The sequence below is a fragment of the Butyricicoccus sp. AF18-9LB genome, from assembly GCF_027684505.1.
Classification (GTDB): domain Bacteria; phylum Bacillota; class Clostridia; order Oscillospirales; family Butyricicoccaceae; genus Agathobaculum; species Agathobaculum butyriciproducens.
This window is the reverse complement of sequence record NZ_JAQCWA010000027.1, coordinates 1-15,076: the sequence shown is the minus strand read 5'-3', so window position 1 is coordinate 15,076 and position 15,076 is coordinate 1. Positions and strand designations below refer to the sequence as shown.

Here is a 15,076-nt window from a genome sequence, read left to right as displayed (position 1 = left end):
TACTTATATAATAATTGAGAATGGAGACACCCACCGCAGTGGGCGTCCAGCGAGCAACCGCCGCAGGCGGCTCTTAGCGAGTCGGAATGGAAAATCGAGAATTATGGTATCGCACGAAGGGAGATAATTGAATACCGTCCGAGGGACGGTAAATGGAATAAGCATGAGATTCAATTTGAAGTTCATGCTCCATCCTCTATCTTCAATTCTCCATTTTAAGTTCGGGCATCACCACATGCCGCATGGTCAAGTAGCACGCCAGACCGCCGATGCAGTTGGACACCGGCTCTGCCGCAAATACGCCGCTCACACCGAGATTCCAGCAGTACGGCAACAGCAAAGTCAGGGGCACAACAATGAACGCCTTGCGCAAAAGCGAAAAGAACACCGCGTATTTCGCCCGGCCCAGCGCGCGGAACGTACTCTGACCGGCATACTGGAACGCCATCATCACAAAGCCGAAAAAGTAAATGTGCAGCGCCGGAACAGCCGCCGCGACCAGTTCCGCGTCCTGATTGAAAATGCGGATGAACAGGGCAGGAAAGAGAGAGACCAGCATCCAGACAAGCATGGTGTACCCGATAGCAATCTGCGTCATAAACCGGATAGCGTCCCGGGTGCGCTTGTACAGACCGGCGCCGTAGTTGTAGCTGATGGCGGTAGATGCACCATCCGCGATGGCGAGCACCGGCGTCTGTGCGATCTGGCGCACGGAGTTAAGTACGGTCATGACGCTGATGTACAGGTCTCCGCCGAAACCGCGCAGCATGGAATTGCACGCCACCTGCACGAGCATATCCGTAAACGACATGACAAAGCTGGCGATGCCGAGCACGGTAATGCGCTGGATACAGTGCCAGTCCGGACAGAAACCGCGGAAATCCAGCTTTAACTCGGCTTTTTTGCCGGTTAAAAACTTGACAACCCATGCAGCAGACAGAAACTGCGACAGTACGGTTGCGATAGCAGCGCCGCGCACGCCGAGGTGCAGTGCGAAAATGAAAATCGGGTCGAGCACGATGTTGGCTGCCGCGCCGAGCGCCACGGTGAGCATGCCGGTTCGGGCAAAGCCCTGACAGTTAATGTATGGATTGAGACCGAGCGACAGCATGACGCACAGCGTACCGAGCAAGTAAATCACGATGTACGAGGACGCATACGGGTACGTTACCTCACTGGCGCCGAACAGGTACAGCAGCGGGCGATGGAACGCGATGCCGAGCACGGTCAGCACGGCACCGCTCAGCAGCAACATAAAGCCGGCGTTGACCATGATGCCTTGTGCGCCTTCACGGTTGCCTTTGCCGCGCGCCATCGCGCAGAGCGGAGCACCGCCCAGTCCGAACAGATTGGCAAACGCGGTAATGAGCGTCACAAAAGGGAAGCACAAGCCGATACTCGCCAGCGCAAGCGTGCCCTCGCCGGGGATCTTGCCGATATAAATACGGTCTACAATATTATACAGCAGATTGAGCAGCTGCGCGATCAGCATCGGTGTGGCCACCGCAAGTATCCTGCGGCGGATGCTGCCCTGAGAAAAGTCGATTTGCTGCAAACGAATACAGTCCTTTCAAAATCAGAAAAAGCAGGGAGAAGTCCAAGCTTCTCCCTGCTTTATTGTATCACTGCTGCTGATTTTCGTCAAGAATCCAGCAAAATCAGTGCGCGGTACAGCATTTCGCACGCTGTTCGGCGGTCGAGCGGGTGTTCTGGGTTCTGTGCCTGTGCAGCGGTGAGTACGGAGGCGCGTTCCAGCCGAGCGATTGCCGGCTGTGCCCAATCCTGCGGAGAATGGTCGGACATCGACCAAGCGTACTGCACACCGCTCAGCGTGCCGTCAAGCAGGTGGTCGAGCACCACGCCTGCCTCGGCCGTTGTGATGGTTTTCTCGCCGCGAATCTCACTCACGCCGGAGACGGTCGCGTAGCCGCTGACCAGTCCGTTTGCGGCTGCGGCGCTGATATATGGCTTGGCCCACGCGGAAAGTCCGCTGTCATCCGCAAAGTCGGTCTGGTCTGTCGGTTCAACGGACAGGTCTGCCGCGGCGGCTGTCATGGCGATGAACTCACTGCGTGTTACCGGTCGGTTGGGATGGAAAAACGCACAGCTGCCGATGGTTTCTCCGGTCATTACACCCTTTTGCGATAGATAGATCGCCGCGTAATGCGCCGGATCACCGTCCATGTCCGAGTAGGTGAGTCCGGTCTTATTCTTTTTAATTTCAATCGTGATAGCGGCAGGCTGCGCTGTATTGCCCTCGGCGTCCACGGCGGTATAGCGAAAGCTGTCGCGTCCGGCTTTGCGGCCCGGTGTGTAATATAAGGTACTGCCCTCGATCTTCGCTGTGCCCAGCCGCGGCTTTTCGGTAAGCTGATAGAGCACTACGTCGTTATCTGCGTCGGTCGCGGACAGTTCAGCCTCCACGGCGATATCCACGCAGGTCTGCGCCGTGACCGGCTGCACCACCGGTGCATTGTCCGCCGCCTGCGCGGTTACGGCGGCAGCGCCGATCAGTCCCGCATAGGCGAGCACGGTTGCGAGCAGCACCGCAATGATGCGAATCTGCCTGTTTTTCAAAATCCTTCACCCTTTCCGGTCGTTTCTTCTATCGGAAAGTATGCACGCGGCTGTCAAATTTTATACCGGATCGGCAGAATTCCGGTTCGTGTATGTTTTCTTCCTGTCGGGGAACGGAAAATTCCGCAAAAGCCCTTGCCGAAAACGCAGAAATGTGGCATAATTCTATTATATATACATTGGGAAAACAGAAAGGAGATTGGCGATGGAAAATCATCAGCTTGTTCTGGTGCTCGACTTCGGCGGTCAGTACAATCAGCTGATTGCACGACGCGTCCGCGAACATAATGTTTACTGTGAGGTCAAGCCCTATAAGACCTCGATTGAGGAGATCAAGGCGCTCAATCCGATCGGCATCATCTTTACCGGCGGTCCGAACAGCGTTTACGAGGAAAAGTCCCCGAAGTGTGATCCGGCTCTGTTCGAGTTGGGCGTACCGGTTCTGGGCATCTGCTACGGCTGTCAGCTTATGGCGCACACCCTTGGCGGCGAGGTAACCGCAGCACAGGAGGACACCGCGCGCGAGTACGGCAAGACCGAAACCTTCTACAACACGGACTGCAAGCTGTTCAAGGGTCTGCCGGAGCAGGGTATTTCCTGGATGAGCCACGGCGACTACATGGCAAAGGTGCCGGAGGGCTTCGAGCTGGTCGCTCACACCGATATGTGCCCGACCGCTGCCATCGCTGACGAGAAGCGCGGCTTCTACGGCGTACAGTATCATCCGGAGGTAAACCACACCGAGAACGGCTCGCTTATGCTGAAGAACTTCCTGTATGAAGTCTGCCATGCAAAGGGCGACTGGACCATGGGTGACTACAAGAACAGCTCCATCAAGGCCATCCGCGAGAAGGTCGGTGACGGCAAGGTTCTGCTGGCGCTGTCCGGCGGCGTTGACTCCTCGGTTGCAGCTGCTCTGCTGGCTGAGGCAGTAGGCAATCAGCTGACCTGCGTATTCGTAGACCACGGTCTGATGCGCAAGAACGAGGGTGATGAGGTTGAGGCAGCTTTCTCCAAGTGGGACATCAACCTCATCCGCATGAACGAGGAAGAGGCGTTCCTCGGCGCTCTCAAGGGTCTGACCGATCCGGAGGACAAGCGCAAGGCCATCGGTGCACAGTTCATCCGCACGTTTGAGAAGATGGGCAAGCAGATTGGTGAGCAGGTCGGCAAGATCGACTATCTGGCACAGGGCACCATTTATCCGGACGTGATCGAGTCCGGCAAGGACGATGCCGCTGTCATCAAGAGCCACCACAACGTAGGCGGTTTGCCGGATTTTGTGGACTTCAAGGAGATCATCGAGCCGCTGCGCATGCTGTTCAAGGACGAGGTTCGTCAGCTCGGCTTTGAGCTTGGTCTGTCTGAGCAGCTGGTTATGCGTCAGCCGTTCCCGGGGCCGGGTCTCGGCATCCGTATTACCGGCGAGATCACTAAGGAGAAGTGCGACATTCTGCGTGAGGCAGACGCAATCTTCCGCGAGGAGATCGCAAATGCAGGTCTGGACAAGGAGATCAACCAGTATTTTGCAGTTCTGACCAACACCCGCACCGTAGGTGTTATGGGCGACAGCCGCACCTATGATTACGCACTCGCGCTGCGCGGCGTAACCACCAGCGACTTCATGACCGCTGACTGGGCGCGCATTCCGTATGAGGTGCTTGATAAGGCTTCCAGCCGTATCGTAAACGAGGTTGTCGGCGTAAACCGTATTGTGTATGATATTACCAGTAAGCCGCCGGCTACGATTGAGTGGGAATAATTTCAGAGGCCCGGAAAAGCCTGATATGACTGGGCTTTTGAGGGGTTAAAGCCCTTCGTGGCAACGATTTGGCAACATTTTTCATTATTCATAAAAAGAGAGCTAACTGATTTTGATTAGTCAGTTAGCTCTCTTTTTCTTTTTATTATTGTCCTGTGCAACAAACGCCCTCTCCCGTGGCCTACAAGTGAGAGGGTCAAGCGAGATCCTGGGGCGGCGTCTTCACATAGTTCTGGGTCTTGTCAAACTCCGGATAGTGGTAGCGCCACTTATCGTAATCCTCTTTGGAGATTTCGCCCGCCTCCAGCATGGCAGCGGCCTGCTGCCAGGAACAGAGCATCTCGTGCAGCTGGGCGGCGTCCTTGTTCTTCCGTACATCAACTTTCAGGCAGACTTCTCCATCCATCTCGCTGATCTTGAGCCCATAGTTGTCCTCCAGGGTAAACAGGGTGTGCATCAGCCCCACATAGGAGTCTATGTCCGGGACGGAGAGCGCATGGGGCGAGACATCCAGTACCTGGGCCAGGGCAGCAGTCAGGTCTGCCTTTGGGGTTCTTGATCCTGTTTCATACTGCGCCAGGCGCACATCAGCGGACTTCTCCGGGAAGCCCAGCGCCATACCGAGATATTTCTGCGTCATCCCCCGCAGGAGACGGAAAAAGTGAATCCGTTCGCCAATCGCCATATCATCAACTCCAATCGTTGCTTGTCCTTAGGAAAAGCGTAGCAGAAATGCTTAGTAAAGTCAAGAGAATCCTAAACAATTTTATTTAATTTATTTTGCGTACTCCAATTGACACAAGCTATTTTGCTTAGTATAATGGCAATAGACTAAGCATAATAGCTTAGAATCAATAAATAAAAAAGAACTGCCGCAACCCCTGATTATACATCCGGGAAAAAAGTGACGGACGAAAGTGAGGAGGCATTTATGGAACACAATATCCAGCCGCAGCAGCCATCAACGAGGAAAGGAAGGTATTTTCAATGCAGGCACAAAACTTTATGCGCGTGGAGGAAGTGGCCCAGGAGCTGGGCATCTCCAAGTCCCACGCCTACAAGGTGATCCATAAGCTCAACGCTGAGCTCCGGGAGAAGGGCTATCTGACCATTTCCGGGCGGGTCAATCGTAACTTTTTCATGGAGAAGTTTTGCTACGGCAAGACGGGAAAGGAGGGCTAATCATGGCAGTCTATAAGGAAGAAAAGACAAACACCTGGCGGGCGGTCTACCGCTATACTGACTGGAACGGCGAGCGCAAGCAGACCCAGAAGCGGGGCTTCAAGACCAAGCGAGAGGCGCAGGCCTGGGAGCGGGAACAGCTCAACAAGACCAGCGCCGATCTGGATATGACCTTTAAGAGCTTCGTGGACCTCTACACGGCGGATATGAAAACCCGGCTTAAGGAAAACACCTGGGCCACCAAGGACCACATCATCCGTACCAAGCTGCTGCCCTACTTCGGCAGGCTGAAAATGTGTAACATCACCGCCCAGCAGATCATTACCTGGCAAAACGAGATGCTGAACCATAAGGACGAGAACGGCAAGCCCTACTCGCCGGTGTACCTAAAAACGGTCCACAATCAGCTCAGTGCCATCTTCAACCACGCGGTTCGGTACTACAACCTTCGGGAAAATCCCTGCAAGAAGGCAGGCAGCATGGGCAAGAAGAAAAACCGGGAGATGATGTTCTGGACCAAGGAGCAGTACCTGAAATTTGCCGAGGTGATGATGGACAAGCCACTGTCCTTCTACGCCTTTGAGATGCTCTACTGGTGCGGTATCCGGGAGGGGGAACTGCTTGCCCTGACCCCAGCGGATTTTGACTTTGAGAAGCGCACTGTGTCCATCAACAAGTCCTATCAGCGTCTGAACGGTGAGGACCTGATTACCACCCCTAAGACGGAAAAGAGCAATCGGGTCATCACCATGCCGCAGTTCCTGGCCGAGGAAATCCAGGATTACATCAAGATGCTCTACGGGATCGGGCCGGATGACCGGATGTTCACCGTCACCAAGAGCTATCTCCACCGGGAGATGGACCGGGGAGCCAAAGAAGCCGGGGTACCGCGCATCAGAATCCACGATATTCGTCACAGTGCGGTTTCACTTCTGATCGACATGGGCTTCTCCGCCACGGCCATCGCAGACCGGGTGGGCCACGAGAGCATTGACATCACCTATAACTATGCGCACCTGTTTCCGTCCAAGCAGGCGGAAATGGCAGATAAACTGAACATGGAAAGGGGTAATTAAAAATGTCAGCAAAGAATATGGACAAGCACAACCGTTGGAGGAACAAGACCGTGGCTTTTCGGGTCTCCCCGGAGGAGGATGCTCAGATCGAAACGGCGGTGAAGCTCACCGGTTTGACTAAGCAGGATTATATCATCCGGCGGCTGCTTTGCCGGGATGTGGTGGTCCAGGGCAACCCCAGGGTCTATAAAGCACTGCGGGACCAGCTGGCCGCTGTACTGGACGAGCTGCGGCGGATCGAGGCCGGGCAGGGCGTAAACGATGAGCTGCTGGACACCATCCAGATGATTGCTACCATTATGAACGGGATGCAGGAGGACTTTGCCTATGATCGATGAGAAAAAGAAAATGACCGCCCAGGGCTCATCTGTTGGCGCAGATGATGGGCAGTCAATCTCTCAAAATTCCAAGACCACTATACCAGACTCGGACGAAAAAAGCAATTCCCCGGAAAGAGATTTGGAGGAACTTTACCGGAAGATGCGCCGCATGAGCGACCCGGCTTACCTGCATACTGTGACCCTGGACGAGCTGATGGACAATGTGTTCGAGGGTAAGTCTGCGGTGATTGAGAACCTGCTTTATACAGGAGCGTACATCCTTGCCGGAGCGCCCAAAATCGGCAAGTCCTTCCTGGTGGCACAGATCGCCCACCATGTCAGTACCGGGCAAGACCTGTGGGGCTACAAAGTCCACCAGGGAACCGTCCTTTATCTTGCTCTGGAAGATGACGAGAGCCGTTTGCAGCGCCGGATGTTCCGAATGTTCGGAGTGGAGGGGACAAGCTCCCTTCACTTCGCCACCAACGCTAAGATGATCGGCGGTGGCCTGGATGAACAGCTGGAAAAGTTCGTCCGGGAACACAGTGACACCAGACTCATTATTGTAGATACCCTGCAAAAAGTCCGGGAGGCAGTGAGCGATAGTTACAGCTACTCCAGCGATTATGAGGTAATCGGCAAGCTGAAGCAATTTGCTGATCGGTATGGCGTCTGCGTTCTGATCGTCCACCACACCAGAAAGCAGCCTGCGGGAGACAGCTTTGAGATGATTTCCGGTACAACCGGCCTGCTGGGCTGTGCGGATGGGGCGCTTCTGATGCAGAAGGAGAAGCGGACGGATAGCAGGGCAACCTTGGAGGTGGTAGGCAGAGACCAGCCGGATCAGCGGCTGTATCTGAGCAAAGACCAAGAGAACCTGGTTTGGGATCTCGACCATGCAGAGAATGAGCTTTGGAAGCAGCCTCCGGACCCGGTACTGGAGGCTGTGGCGAAGATCGTATCTGCTGACAACCGGGAATGGGAAGGCAGCCCCACCGAGCTGGCCCAAGCGATTCAAACGGATATGGCGGTGAATCGGCTTACCAAGCATCTGAATGTGAATGCCAGCCGCCTATTGGAAGAACATCAGGTAAAGTACGAGAACAAAACCAAGCACGCCGGGCGGCGTATCCGACTGACTTACATGGTGGTGGAAGCAGCTGCGTTTGAAGTAATCGAGTAAAGCGCGACGCTCGCAACGGTCGCGACGGTGTTTTGAGGTGTACTCCCAGCACCGTTGCGACCGTCGCAACCGTCGCGGAAAGAAAAAGATGGGGTGGTATTTTGCCACCCCATCTTCAAGGAGGATGCCCCATTTTAGGGCACCCTAAAAGTATCAGAGAATGTCGCGATTCACGACACCCTATGCCCCGAAACAGGGCACCGGGTACAGGGGCAAAAAGCGTTCGGAGAACGCGCAGCCACAGAATGAAATTCTGTGTTCAGAAGGGGCTTGGGGGCGCTGCCCTCAACAAGCAGACGGCAGGAAATGTGAGTGTGTATTAACACTCGCATTGCTTGCCGGATTTGTGTGTGGCTATCCACACGCATTGCTTGCCTGTATCTAAAACAACCGAAACGGCCCTTGTGCCGCTGCGGAAAATCAACTGAAATTCAAGTATTGGGAGGTAACGAGTATGAGAAAGATTTTGTCCTGTGAGTTCAACCCGGACACTGCCTGCGTGGAGCTGTGCATGGAAGATGGAACCCTGTTGTCCATCGACTGCACCGCCGTGGAGAACGAGGTAGCGAACAGTATGTACCAGCGGTCAGAACTGGACTGGCTGATCTATAATGATCCGCTGTCCTATGCCGAACTGATTTTGAATGGTGAGCTGAGCAAATACCTGAAAAACATAACGATCCATAAGTCGGCAATAGACTGACTTTTATTGTCAGATATACGCTATAAGCGCGGGAGTGCTACTTGATTATCAACATATTCTTGATATATATCAAGAATATGTTGGATTTTAGAAGATATATGTGTTACAATAACTTATGCATACAAGGAGGGAGCGTTATGGCTGTAGATTACTCTAATCTTTGGAAGTTGTTAATTGATAAACATATGAATAAATCTCAGTTGCGGGAAGCGGCGAAAATCAGCACAAACGCAATTGCTAAATTAGGAAGAAATGAATCAGTTTCACTTGATACTTTGGAGAAGATTTGCTGTGCTTTGTCTTGTTCCATAGAAGATATCATGACATTCACGGTCGAATCATCCAAAGGAGAATCAAAATGAATGCTTTAATTAGAGAAAAAGGCGGAACTTTTTCGCTGAACAAAAATGAACCTATACATAGATGGTATTCTTATATAGAAGGATACTCATCCTGTTTAATTGCTGAAGAACTTAAGATGCTTCTTTCATTGCAACCAGATATCAAAACCATTTATGATCCTTTTTGCGGGACAGGTACGACTTCTCTTGTTGCAGCAACTCACGGTATAAAATCTTTTTATAGCGAATCAAATCCTTTCATGCAATCAGTCATTGAGACAAAAATCAATTGTGTGCGAAATCTTGATCAAGATACTGTAATCCCTAAATTGATTGAATATCTTGCTTTAATCAATACCATCAGGGTTGAAAATCACTCATCTTGGAACGGCTTTGAAAAATTCTTTGGAGAAAAGCAGTTAAATGAATTGTTGACCATAAAAGGACTCATTTTCAAAGAAGATAATGAATCAGTAAAAAACATCCTTGCTTTAGCGTTGAGTTCCATCGTTGTTAAAGTTTCAAAAATGATCAGACGAGGCGATCTTCGCTATGCTACAGAAAAGGAATACCGTGAAGAAAATGTGTTGGAGTGTTTTGCTGATAAGGTAAATGAAATAATTTTTGATATTCAACATCATAAATCTATTATCAAATGTGGAACAGTAAAAGTTAGCGATGATGCCCGTGATAATGACTATGTTAATGCTTTTGATTGCGTTATCACCTCGCCCCCATATCTTAATGGAACAAATTACATTCGCAACACAAAGTTGGAACTTAAATTGAATGATTTTATAACGAGCGAAAGTGATTTACCCCGCTTTCATTCAAAAGGTATCATAGCAGGAATCAACAACGTTTCAAAACGAACAGTAATAGATACGATTTTGCCAGTAGTAGAGCCATATTTGGAACAGTTACAACCGGTTTCTTACGATGATCGAATTCCCAAAATGGTTGCAGGATATTTCAGAGATATGGATACGGTTATTCAAAAACTAAGCAAATCCGTCAAGCCTGGTGGCCTATTTACAATGGATATTGGGGATTCTCAATTTGCCGGGGTACACATTCCGACGCATCAGATCCTTTCAAACATTTGCGTCCAGTATGGGTTCTCCTTATATGATGAAGAAATATTACGTAAAAGACGTTCCAAGAATGGCATGATCTTAACACAAAGATTGTTGAGATACAGATTGGAGAAATGATGGATATAGCGTTTAGAAAAAAAGCAGAAGAATTCGTTTCCTGTCTGCCATATAAGCAAACTCCCTACGGGAATAGAAACTGGGGACACCCCTGGCACTCACTTTGTTCTTATCACGGGAAATTGAAACCAGCGATAGCCCATTGGCTTATTTCTGAATTTACAAGCGAAGGTGATGTGGTTTTAGATCCTTTATGTGGAGTGGGTACTATTCCTTTTGAAGCTTGTCTGCAAGGGCGAGTTGGGATAGGAAATGATTTAAGCGAGTTGGCGTATGTTGTTACCAAAGCCAAAGTTGAAAAGCCTAATTATAGTGGTGTGGAAGATGTTATATGTCAACTAGATGATTACATTAAAAACAACAAAGGTAGCAAATCTATCACAGAATATGAGGATTTCGGATTCAACGGGAAACTTCCACAATATTTCGAGCATGAGACATATAAAGAAATTTTGTGCGCAAGGGATTTTTTCCTTAACAGATTTTCTTCAATTTCGCCCGAAGAAGCAATGGTTTTTTCCGCGCTTTTACACGTGTTACATGGAAATAGGCCCTATGCGCTTTCACGGCATTCACATCCATTAACACCGTATGCGCCTACGGGGGAATTCGAGTATAAAAGTGTAATTGAAAAGGTTGTTCAGAAAGTTAATGCTAGCTATGCAAAACTTGAACAGTCTCAAATAACGCGAGGCCGTGCTGTATATGGTGATTACAAAGATCTAGCAGCTAAAAATATCAAAGCAGATTTTATAATCTGTTCACCTCCTTTTGCAGACTCTATTCGGTTTTATATGCAAAATTGGATGCGGCTTTGGCTTTGTGGATGGGAGCCGAAAGATTATAAAAAAGCTGACGAAAAATTCTTAGATAAGCTACAAGAAAAAAACTTCGATCTTTATTACAGTTTCTTTGAAATGTGTGCTGATGTTTTAAATGACAATGCAAAGGTAATTTTGCATCTTGGTAAAACTAAAACCACAGATATGGGTGCTGAGCTTTCAAAGCGTGCAGGATCTTGGTTTGATCTTGTTTATCTGGCTGGAGAAGATGTCAGAACGATCGAAAAGCACGGTATCAAAGATAAAGGAGTAACTGTAGAGCATCAGTATTTGTTCCTACAAAAAAAATGAGGTGGGATTAATGCCCGCCTCATTTGTAGAGTTCATTTTATGAGTGAATTTGCATAGGTAATCCAGGACTCTGATAGAGCAGTCGCATACTTGAAGAAATCGATTCCTGTATCAGCAAGGATGCGATTTCTCAATTTGCATACTTCGTCCATATGTCCAGAATTTTTCACAAGCAGTGCATCGACATCAGCTGGATTTTGCAATCTCCTAAGAGCTTCTGGATTATATTGTGGTTCTCCGGCCAGCAAATGATAGTCAAAGCCAGTATGTACAGCTAATTGGTGCAGTTTAGCATCAGTATAAAATTCAGAAGGCCATTTGCCGGTCTTATTGCCATTGCAAACACGACAGAGCAAGGTTCCAGAGTCAGTTGTTGCAGGCCACAAATAGTAGACTGGCAATGTATGATCTATCGGTTTTTCCTTGTTGGAAGTTACGCCACTCAAATCCTCTCCGCAATTGAAACATCTAAGACCATATTTTCGTTCAATTGCCTTGCGGCTCACACGAGTTGTGCCAGCAACCTCAATTAAGAGACGGCGTTTCTGAGAAGATTCAAAGTGCTGATCAGAAGTTCTGGTTCCGTTTTTAATAGCGTTATAATTTGTTTTGCACATTATACACTCACCCTGTCTTCCAGATTTCAGGACAGCGTGTTTGTGGAAGCACTCAATAGGTTTAAGGGTATTGCAAATTAAACAGTACTTATACAGTGGAGCATTTTCTATGTATTCATCATGAGAGACGACAAACTCTCCTTCTTGCACAGAAACAGCCTCTCCATTATCATTATTAACATCCATAGAAAAATCAAACAAGTGTTGCTCTCCACCAGAATAATGTTCATATCCACATTTGGGGCAAATAATAGAATAATCTTCGTCGATATCATCTTTTTTGACAGTGATCATCTCCGTACAATCGGGATTGAGACATTGAAATACTTTATAAAGAGTTTGTCCATCAACATGATGTGGGCGATACTGACCTATTTTATTTAAGTTGCTATATATTTTCCTTCGTGCCATGCTTATTCCTCCAGAAATAGCTTATATGTTTCAATTTCAAGTGCATCAGCTATACGTTGAATGTTTTCAAGTGATATACTTCTACGATGGCACTCGATTGCGCTAATATATGTTCGGTGAAGACCACATTTCTCTGCAAAGGCCTCTTGGGAGATCCCCAGGGTCTGCCGATAACGCTTCACGTTGTCTCCAAAAACCTTTACAATATCCATACTTGCAAACCTCCAACATAAATGGTACAATAATGAATACAATAAGTCGACATACAATAAGTCACTTTGATGAATTTTTGCTCAAGAAACAGACTTGATATTTGATATAGATGTAGAGGAGAGATTGTGCTATGTCAGAAGGCCTTGTTTACATTCTTACTAACCCATGCCTTGAAGGATGGGTTAAGATTGGCATGACGGGACGTAACGACATCGAGAGAAGATTACAGGAACTCAATGCGCCGACCAATATTCCGCTTTCATTTCGGTGCTACGCCGTTTATGAGGTGGAGAACCCGGCAATGGTTGAAGAAAATATACATAGCATTATTGACCAAGTGGATGACTCTCTCCATGCCCGGGAGCAGCTCGACAACGGTAGAATGCGTGAGCGGGAATTTTTCAAGATTTCCCCTGAAAGGGCTTATCGTATTTTTAAGAATATAGCGGCTCTGAGAGGTGATCAGGACAAGTTGAAGCTGTATGTGCCTACCGAGGGACAGGCGCAGGAGCAAGAACTTGCTGAGAGAAGAACAAAGCGTTCAAATAATTCTTTCACTTTACTGCACATCAATGTGGGTGAGGAAATTTCCTTTCTTTACGATGAGTCCATCATTGCACGGGTGCTTGACAGGAAAAATCAGGTAGAGTTTGAGGGGGAAAGATATTCTGTCACTGGGCTTGCTGGTAAGCTTCTTACAGAGCGATATGGTTGGTCCGATAATGTCCATGTGAATGGATGGCGGTATTTTACAAAAGATGGAGTCACCCTCAGTGATTTGCGCGATAATATTGAAAGTGCAGATTCTGAGGATGAATGAATCCGTTTTTCTGGCAACACTATGGCAACAAAAGATCAGATAGCCTCTACTATCTGAATAATGAAAAGAATACCAATAATCTGAGCTAAATCCCATAAGCAAATCTGTTTAGAAAACTTCTGACAGGAGCGAGTGGGAATAATCTTCTCTGGCTAACACCTTGAAAACGCAAAAAAATTTTTGCAACACGTTAGTAATTTTCGAATACGAAACATCCTAAAAAATTGGCCGCCAACTCGCTTGCCCATTCCGAGTTGGCGGCTTCTTTTTGTGTTAATGTGTATACACACAGTCAAATTATTATACAGACGAGTGAGATCCCGTCAAGATTTATGCGCAAAATTATTTGCAGACTCGATAAGGTACAATAAGTTGCGCAAACTAAAAAGATAGCGTATATCAAGTTCGCAAAAGCAAATAGGCAATAGCCAAGCCATCAGGGCTCCTGTAAAATGATAGTTGTCGAAAAAATCATGATGTAAAGGAGAAACCCTAATGGCTCACAAAAAGAATACCACAAATCTGACAGAATTGCTACTGCAATGTGTGACGCGGTCATCCAGGCTGGGATTGCTGCACTATGCTGTTATGAGAATGCAATATATATATTGAAGAAAAAGTACAGCAGTTTGCAAAGCTAACAGCGGGCCTATCCCGAATTCTGTGTAACCACCAAAAAGCGGTGTAAAATAGAACTTATATTTCAAGGCGGGAGCGGCGTTGGCTGCGCCCGCCTTGTTTACAACATAACGCCAACGGGGGCGAAAGTCAAGGGGCACCCTCGTCCATTGGAGTCTCGTCGACGGCGCAGCGCTCCTTGACCTCCGAGCCGGATTGTCAATTGGGCATCCGATCCTCGAAGTAGATTGCCAGCTGGGCATGAATCATGCTCCAGTCCTGTTTGCGGCCGCTCCACTTTTTCGTGATGTCGATCATCGCCAGATACAGCATTTTGAAAAGGCTGTCATCGGTCGGAAACACGGATTTCGACTTGGTTACCTTCCTGAGCTGACGGTTAAAGCCTTCAATCGTGTTGGTCGTATAGATCAGCCGCCGAAGTTCTTGAGGAAACTTAAAATAAGTACTGATTCTTGTAGGAGACATATTTGCTGGAATTTCGAAGCTGATGGATGATGCAGTTCTGGATTTCCGTCTTGGGATAGACCGCCTCGATCGCTGCAGAAAAACCGGTCAAATTATCCGTACAGGCAATGAAAATATCCTCGATACCCCGATTTTTCAGGCTGTTCAGTACGGTAGCCCAGAATTTCGCACTTTCGTTCTCACCAACCCACATACCGAGAACATCCTTGTGCCCGTCCAGATCAATGCCGATCGCGATATAAACGGCCTTCTTTACAATCTGGCCTTCGCTGCGGACATGGTAGTGAATCGCATCCAGAAAAACAACTGCATCAATGGACTCCAGCGGCCTCTGCTGCCACTCTTTCGCTGCGGGAAGGATTTTATCTGTGATACGGCTTACCGTGGTATCAGAGACATCTACGCCGTAGATATCCTGAA

15 protein-coding genes and 1 pseudogene are annotated in these 15,076 nt (G+C 48.6%); 10 read left to right on the top strand and 6 right to left on the bottom strand.

What is annotated here, in order from left to right; genetic code table 11:
- Positions 1-202: 202 nt before the first annotated feature.
- Together PGY33_RS12160 and PGY33_RS12155 are read right to left on the bottom strand one after the other, a co-directional pair.
- Positions 203-1,555 (bottom strand): MATE family efflux transporter, encoded by a 1,353-nt coding sequence (locus tag PGY33_RS12160; RefSeq protein WP_442861224.1) that lies wholly within the window; start codon positions 1,553-1,555, stop codon positions 203-205.
- A gap of 86 nt (positions 1,556-1,641) precedes the next feature.
- Positions 1,642-2,577, bottom strand: a complete 936-nt coding sequence (locus PGY33_RS12155; protein ID WP_270478847.1) for an S-layer homology domain-containing protein — start codon at positions 2,575-2,577, stop codon at positions 1,642-1,644.
- 205 nt (positions 2,578-2,782) lie between these two features.
- On the opposite strand from PGY33_RS12155, the gene guaA reads away from it, so the two are divergent.
- Positions 2,783-4,339, top strand: a complete 1,557-nt coding sequence (guaA, locus tag PGY33_RS12150; protein WP_270478846.1) for a glutamine-hydrolyzing GMP synthase — start codon at positions 2,783-2,785, stop codon at positions 4,337-4,339.
- 196 nt (positions 4,340-4,535) lie between these two features.
- Here the strand turns inward: guaA and PGY33_RS12145 are convergent, their stop codons facing one another.
- Positions 4,536-5,024: a helix-turn-helix domain-containing protein gene (locus PGY33_RS12145; RefSeq protein ID WP_118479994.1), complete on the bottom strand. Its 489-nt coding sequence runs from the start codon at positions 5,022-5,024 to the stop codon at positions 4,536-4,538.
- A gap of 302 nt (positions 5,025-5,326) precedes the next feature.
- On the opposite strand from PGY33_RS12145, the gene PGY33_RS12140 reads away from it, so the two are divergent.
- The 8 genes from PGY33_RS12140 (at position 5,327) to PGY33_RS12105 (ending at position 11,491) form a co-directional block, all read left to right on the top strand.
- Entirely contained in the window at positions 5,327-5,521 is a 195-nt protein-coding gene (locus tag PGY33_RS12140) for a helix-turn-helix domain-containing protein (protein WP_006571508.1), read from the top strand.
- A 2-nt stretch (positions 5,522-5,523) separates the two neighbouring features.
- Positions 5,524-6,597, top strand: a complete 1,074-nt coding sequence (locus PGY33_RS12135) for a site-specific integrase (protein WP_118479997.1) — start codon at positions 5,524-5,526, stop codon at positions 6,595-6,597.
- A gap of 2 nt (positions 6,598-6,599) precedes the next feature.
- Entirely contained in the window at positions 6,600-6,935 is a 336-nt protein-coding gene (locus PGY33_RS12130; RefSeq protein ID WP_118479999.1) for a plasmid mobilization protein, read from the top strand.
- Complete coding sequence (locus tag PGY33_RS12125; RefSeq protein ID WP_118753597.1) at positions 6,925-8,100, top strand: AAA family ATPase; 1,176 nt, start codon at positions 6,925-6,927, stop codon at positions 8,098-8,100. Before PGY33_RS12130 ends, PGY33_RS12125 begins: the two co-directional genes overlap by 11 nt.
- 454 nt (positions 8,101-8,554) lie before the next feature.
- Entirely contained in the window at positions 8,555-8,803 is a 249-nt protein-coding gene (locus tag PGY33_RS12120; RefSeq protein ID WP_118480003.1) for a DUF6061 family protein, read from the top strand.
- 137 nt (positions 8,804-8,940) lie between these two features.
- The gene (locus tag PGY33_RS12115) at positions 8,941-9,165 is read left to right on the top strand and encodes a helix-turn-helix domain-containing protein (protein WP_118480005.1); all 225 of its coding nucleotides are present in this window, start codon (positions 8,941-8,943) and stop codon (positions 9,163-9,165) included.
- Positions 9,162-10,358 carry a hypothetical protein gene (locus PGY33_RS12110; protein WP_270478843.1) on the top strand — a complete coding sequence of 399 codons (1,197 nt, stop codon included), beginning with the start codon at positions 9,162-9,164 and terminating at the stop codon, positions 10,356-10,358. Before PGY33_RS12115 ends, PGY33_RS12110 begins: the two co-directional genes overlap by 4 nt.
- Positions 10,355-11,491, top strand: a complete 1,137-nt coding sequence (locus tag PGY33_RS12105; protein WP_118480009.1) for an SAM-dependent methyltransferase — start codon at positions 10,355-10,357, stop codon at positions 11,489-11,491. The genes PGY33_RS12110 and PGY33_RS12105 overlap by 4 nt, the downstream gene beginning before the upstream one ends.
- A 32-nt stretch (positions 11,492-11,523) precedes the next feature.
- On the opposite strand, the gene PGY33_RS12100 is transcribed toward PGY33_RS12105, so the two are convergent.
- Together PGY33_RS12100 and PGY33_RS12095 are read right to left on the bottom strand one after the other, a co-directional pair.
- Positions 11,524-12,519, bottom strand: a complete 996-nt coding sequence (locus PGY33_RS12100) for a hypothetical protein (protein ID WP_147356919.1) — start codon at positions 12,517-12,519, stop codon at positions 11,524-11,526.
- A 2-nt stretch (positions 12,520-12,521) separates the two neighbouring features.
- Positions 12,522-12,731, bottom strand: coding sequence for a helix-turn-helix domain-containing protein (locus PGY33_RS12095; RefSeq protein WP_118480013.1), 210 nt, complete (start codon positions 12,729-12,731; stop codon positions 12,522-12,524).
- Positions 12,732-12,862: 131 nt separating this feature from the next.
- Here PGY33_RS12095 and PGY33_RS12090 point away from each other — a divergent pair, with 131 nt between their 5' ends.
- Complete coding sequence (locus PGY33_RS12090) at positions 12,863-13,552, top strand: GIY-YIG nuclease family protein (protein ID WP_118480015.1); 690 nt, start codon at positions 12,863-12,865, stop codon at positions 13,550-13,552.
- Between the two features lie 837 nt (positions 13,553-14,389).
- Here PGY33_RS12090 and PGY33_RS12085 read toward each other — a convergent pair.
- Positions 14,390-15,076 (bottom strand): annotated as a pseudogene (locus PGY33_RS12085) (IS256 family transposase); the annotation flags it as partial.

Excerpts from the sequence above, each read along its gene's own strand:
- PGY33_RS12110 (WP_270478843.1), top strand. The coding sequence starts at position 9,162 with ATGAATGCTTTAATTAGAGAAAAAGGCGGAACTTTTTCGCTGAACAAA.
- PGY33_RS12095 (WP_118480013.1), bottom strand. The coding sequence starts at position 12,731 with ATGGATATTGTAAAGGTTTTTGGAGACAACGTGAAGCGTTATCGGCAG.
- PGY33_RS12135 (WP_118479997.1), top strand. The coding sequence starts at position 5,524 with ATGGCAGTCTATAAGGAAGAAAAGACAAACACCTGGCGGGCGGTCTAC.
- PGY33_RS12115 (WP_118480005.1), top strand. The coding sequence starts at position 8,941 with ATGGCTGTAGATTACTCTAATCTTTGGAAGTTGTTAATTGATAAACAT.
- PGY33_RS12100 (WP_147356919.1), bottom strand. The coding sequence starts at position 12,519 with ATGGCACGAAGGAAAATATATAGCAACTTAAATAAAATAGGTCAGTAT.
- PGY33_RS12120 (WP_118480003.1), top strand. The coding sequence starts at position 8,555 with ATGAGAAAGATTTTGTCCTGTGAGTTCAACCCGGACACTGCCTGCGTG.
- PGY33_RS12140 (WP_006571508.1), top strand. The coding sequence starts at position 5,327 with ATGCAGGCACAAAACTTTATGCGCGTGGAGGAAGTGGCCCAGGAGCTG.
- guaA (WP_270478846.1), top strand. The coding sequence starts at position 2,783 with ATGGAAAATCATCAGCTTGTTCTGGTGCTCGACTTCGGCGGTCAGTAC.
- PGY33_RS12090 (WP_118480015.1), top strand. The coding sequence starts at position 12,863 with ATGTCAGAAGGCCTTGTTTACATTCTTACTAACCCATGCCTTGAAGGA.
- PGY33_RS12130 (WP_118479999.1), top strand. The coding sequence starts at position 6,600 with ATGTCAGCAAAGAATATGGACAAGCACAACCGTTGGAGGAACAAGACC.
- PGY33_RS12105 (WP_118480009.1), top strand. The coding sequence starts at position 10,355 with ATGATGGATATAGCGTTTAGAAAAAAAGCAGAAGAATTCGTTTCCTGT.
- PGY33_RS12125 (WP_118753597.1), top strand. The coding sequence starts at position 6,925 with ATGATCGATGAGAAAAAGAAAATGACCGCCCAGGGCTCATCTGTTGGC.
- PGY33_RS12145 (WP_118479994.1), bottom strand. The coding sequence starts at position 5,024 with ATGGCGATTGGCGAACGGATTCACTTTTTCCGTCTCCTGCGGGGGATG.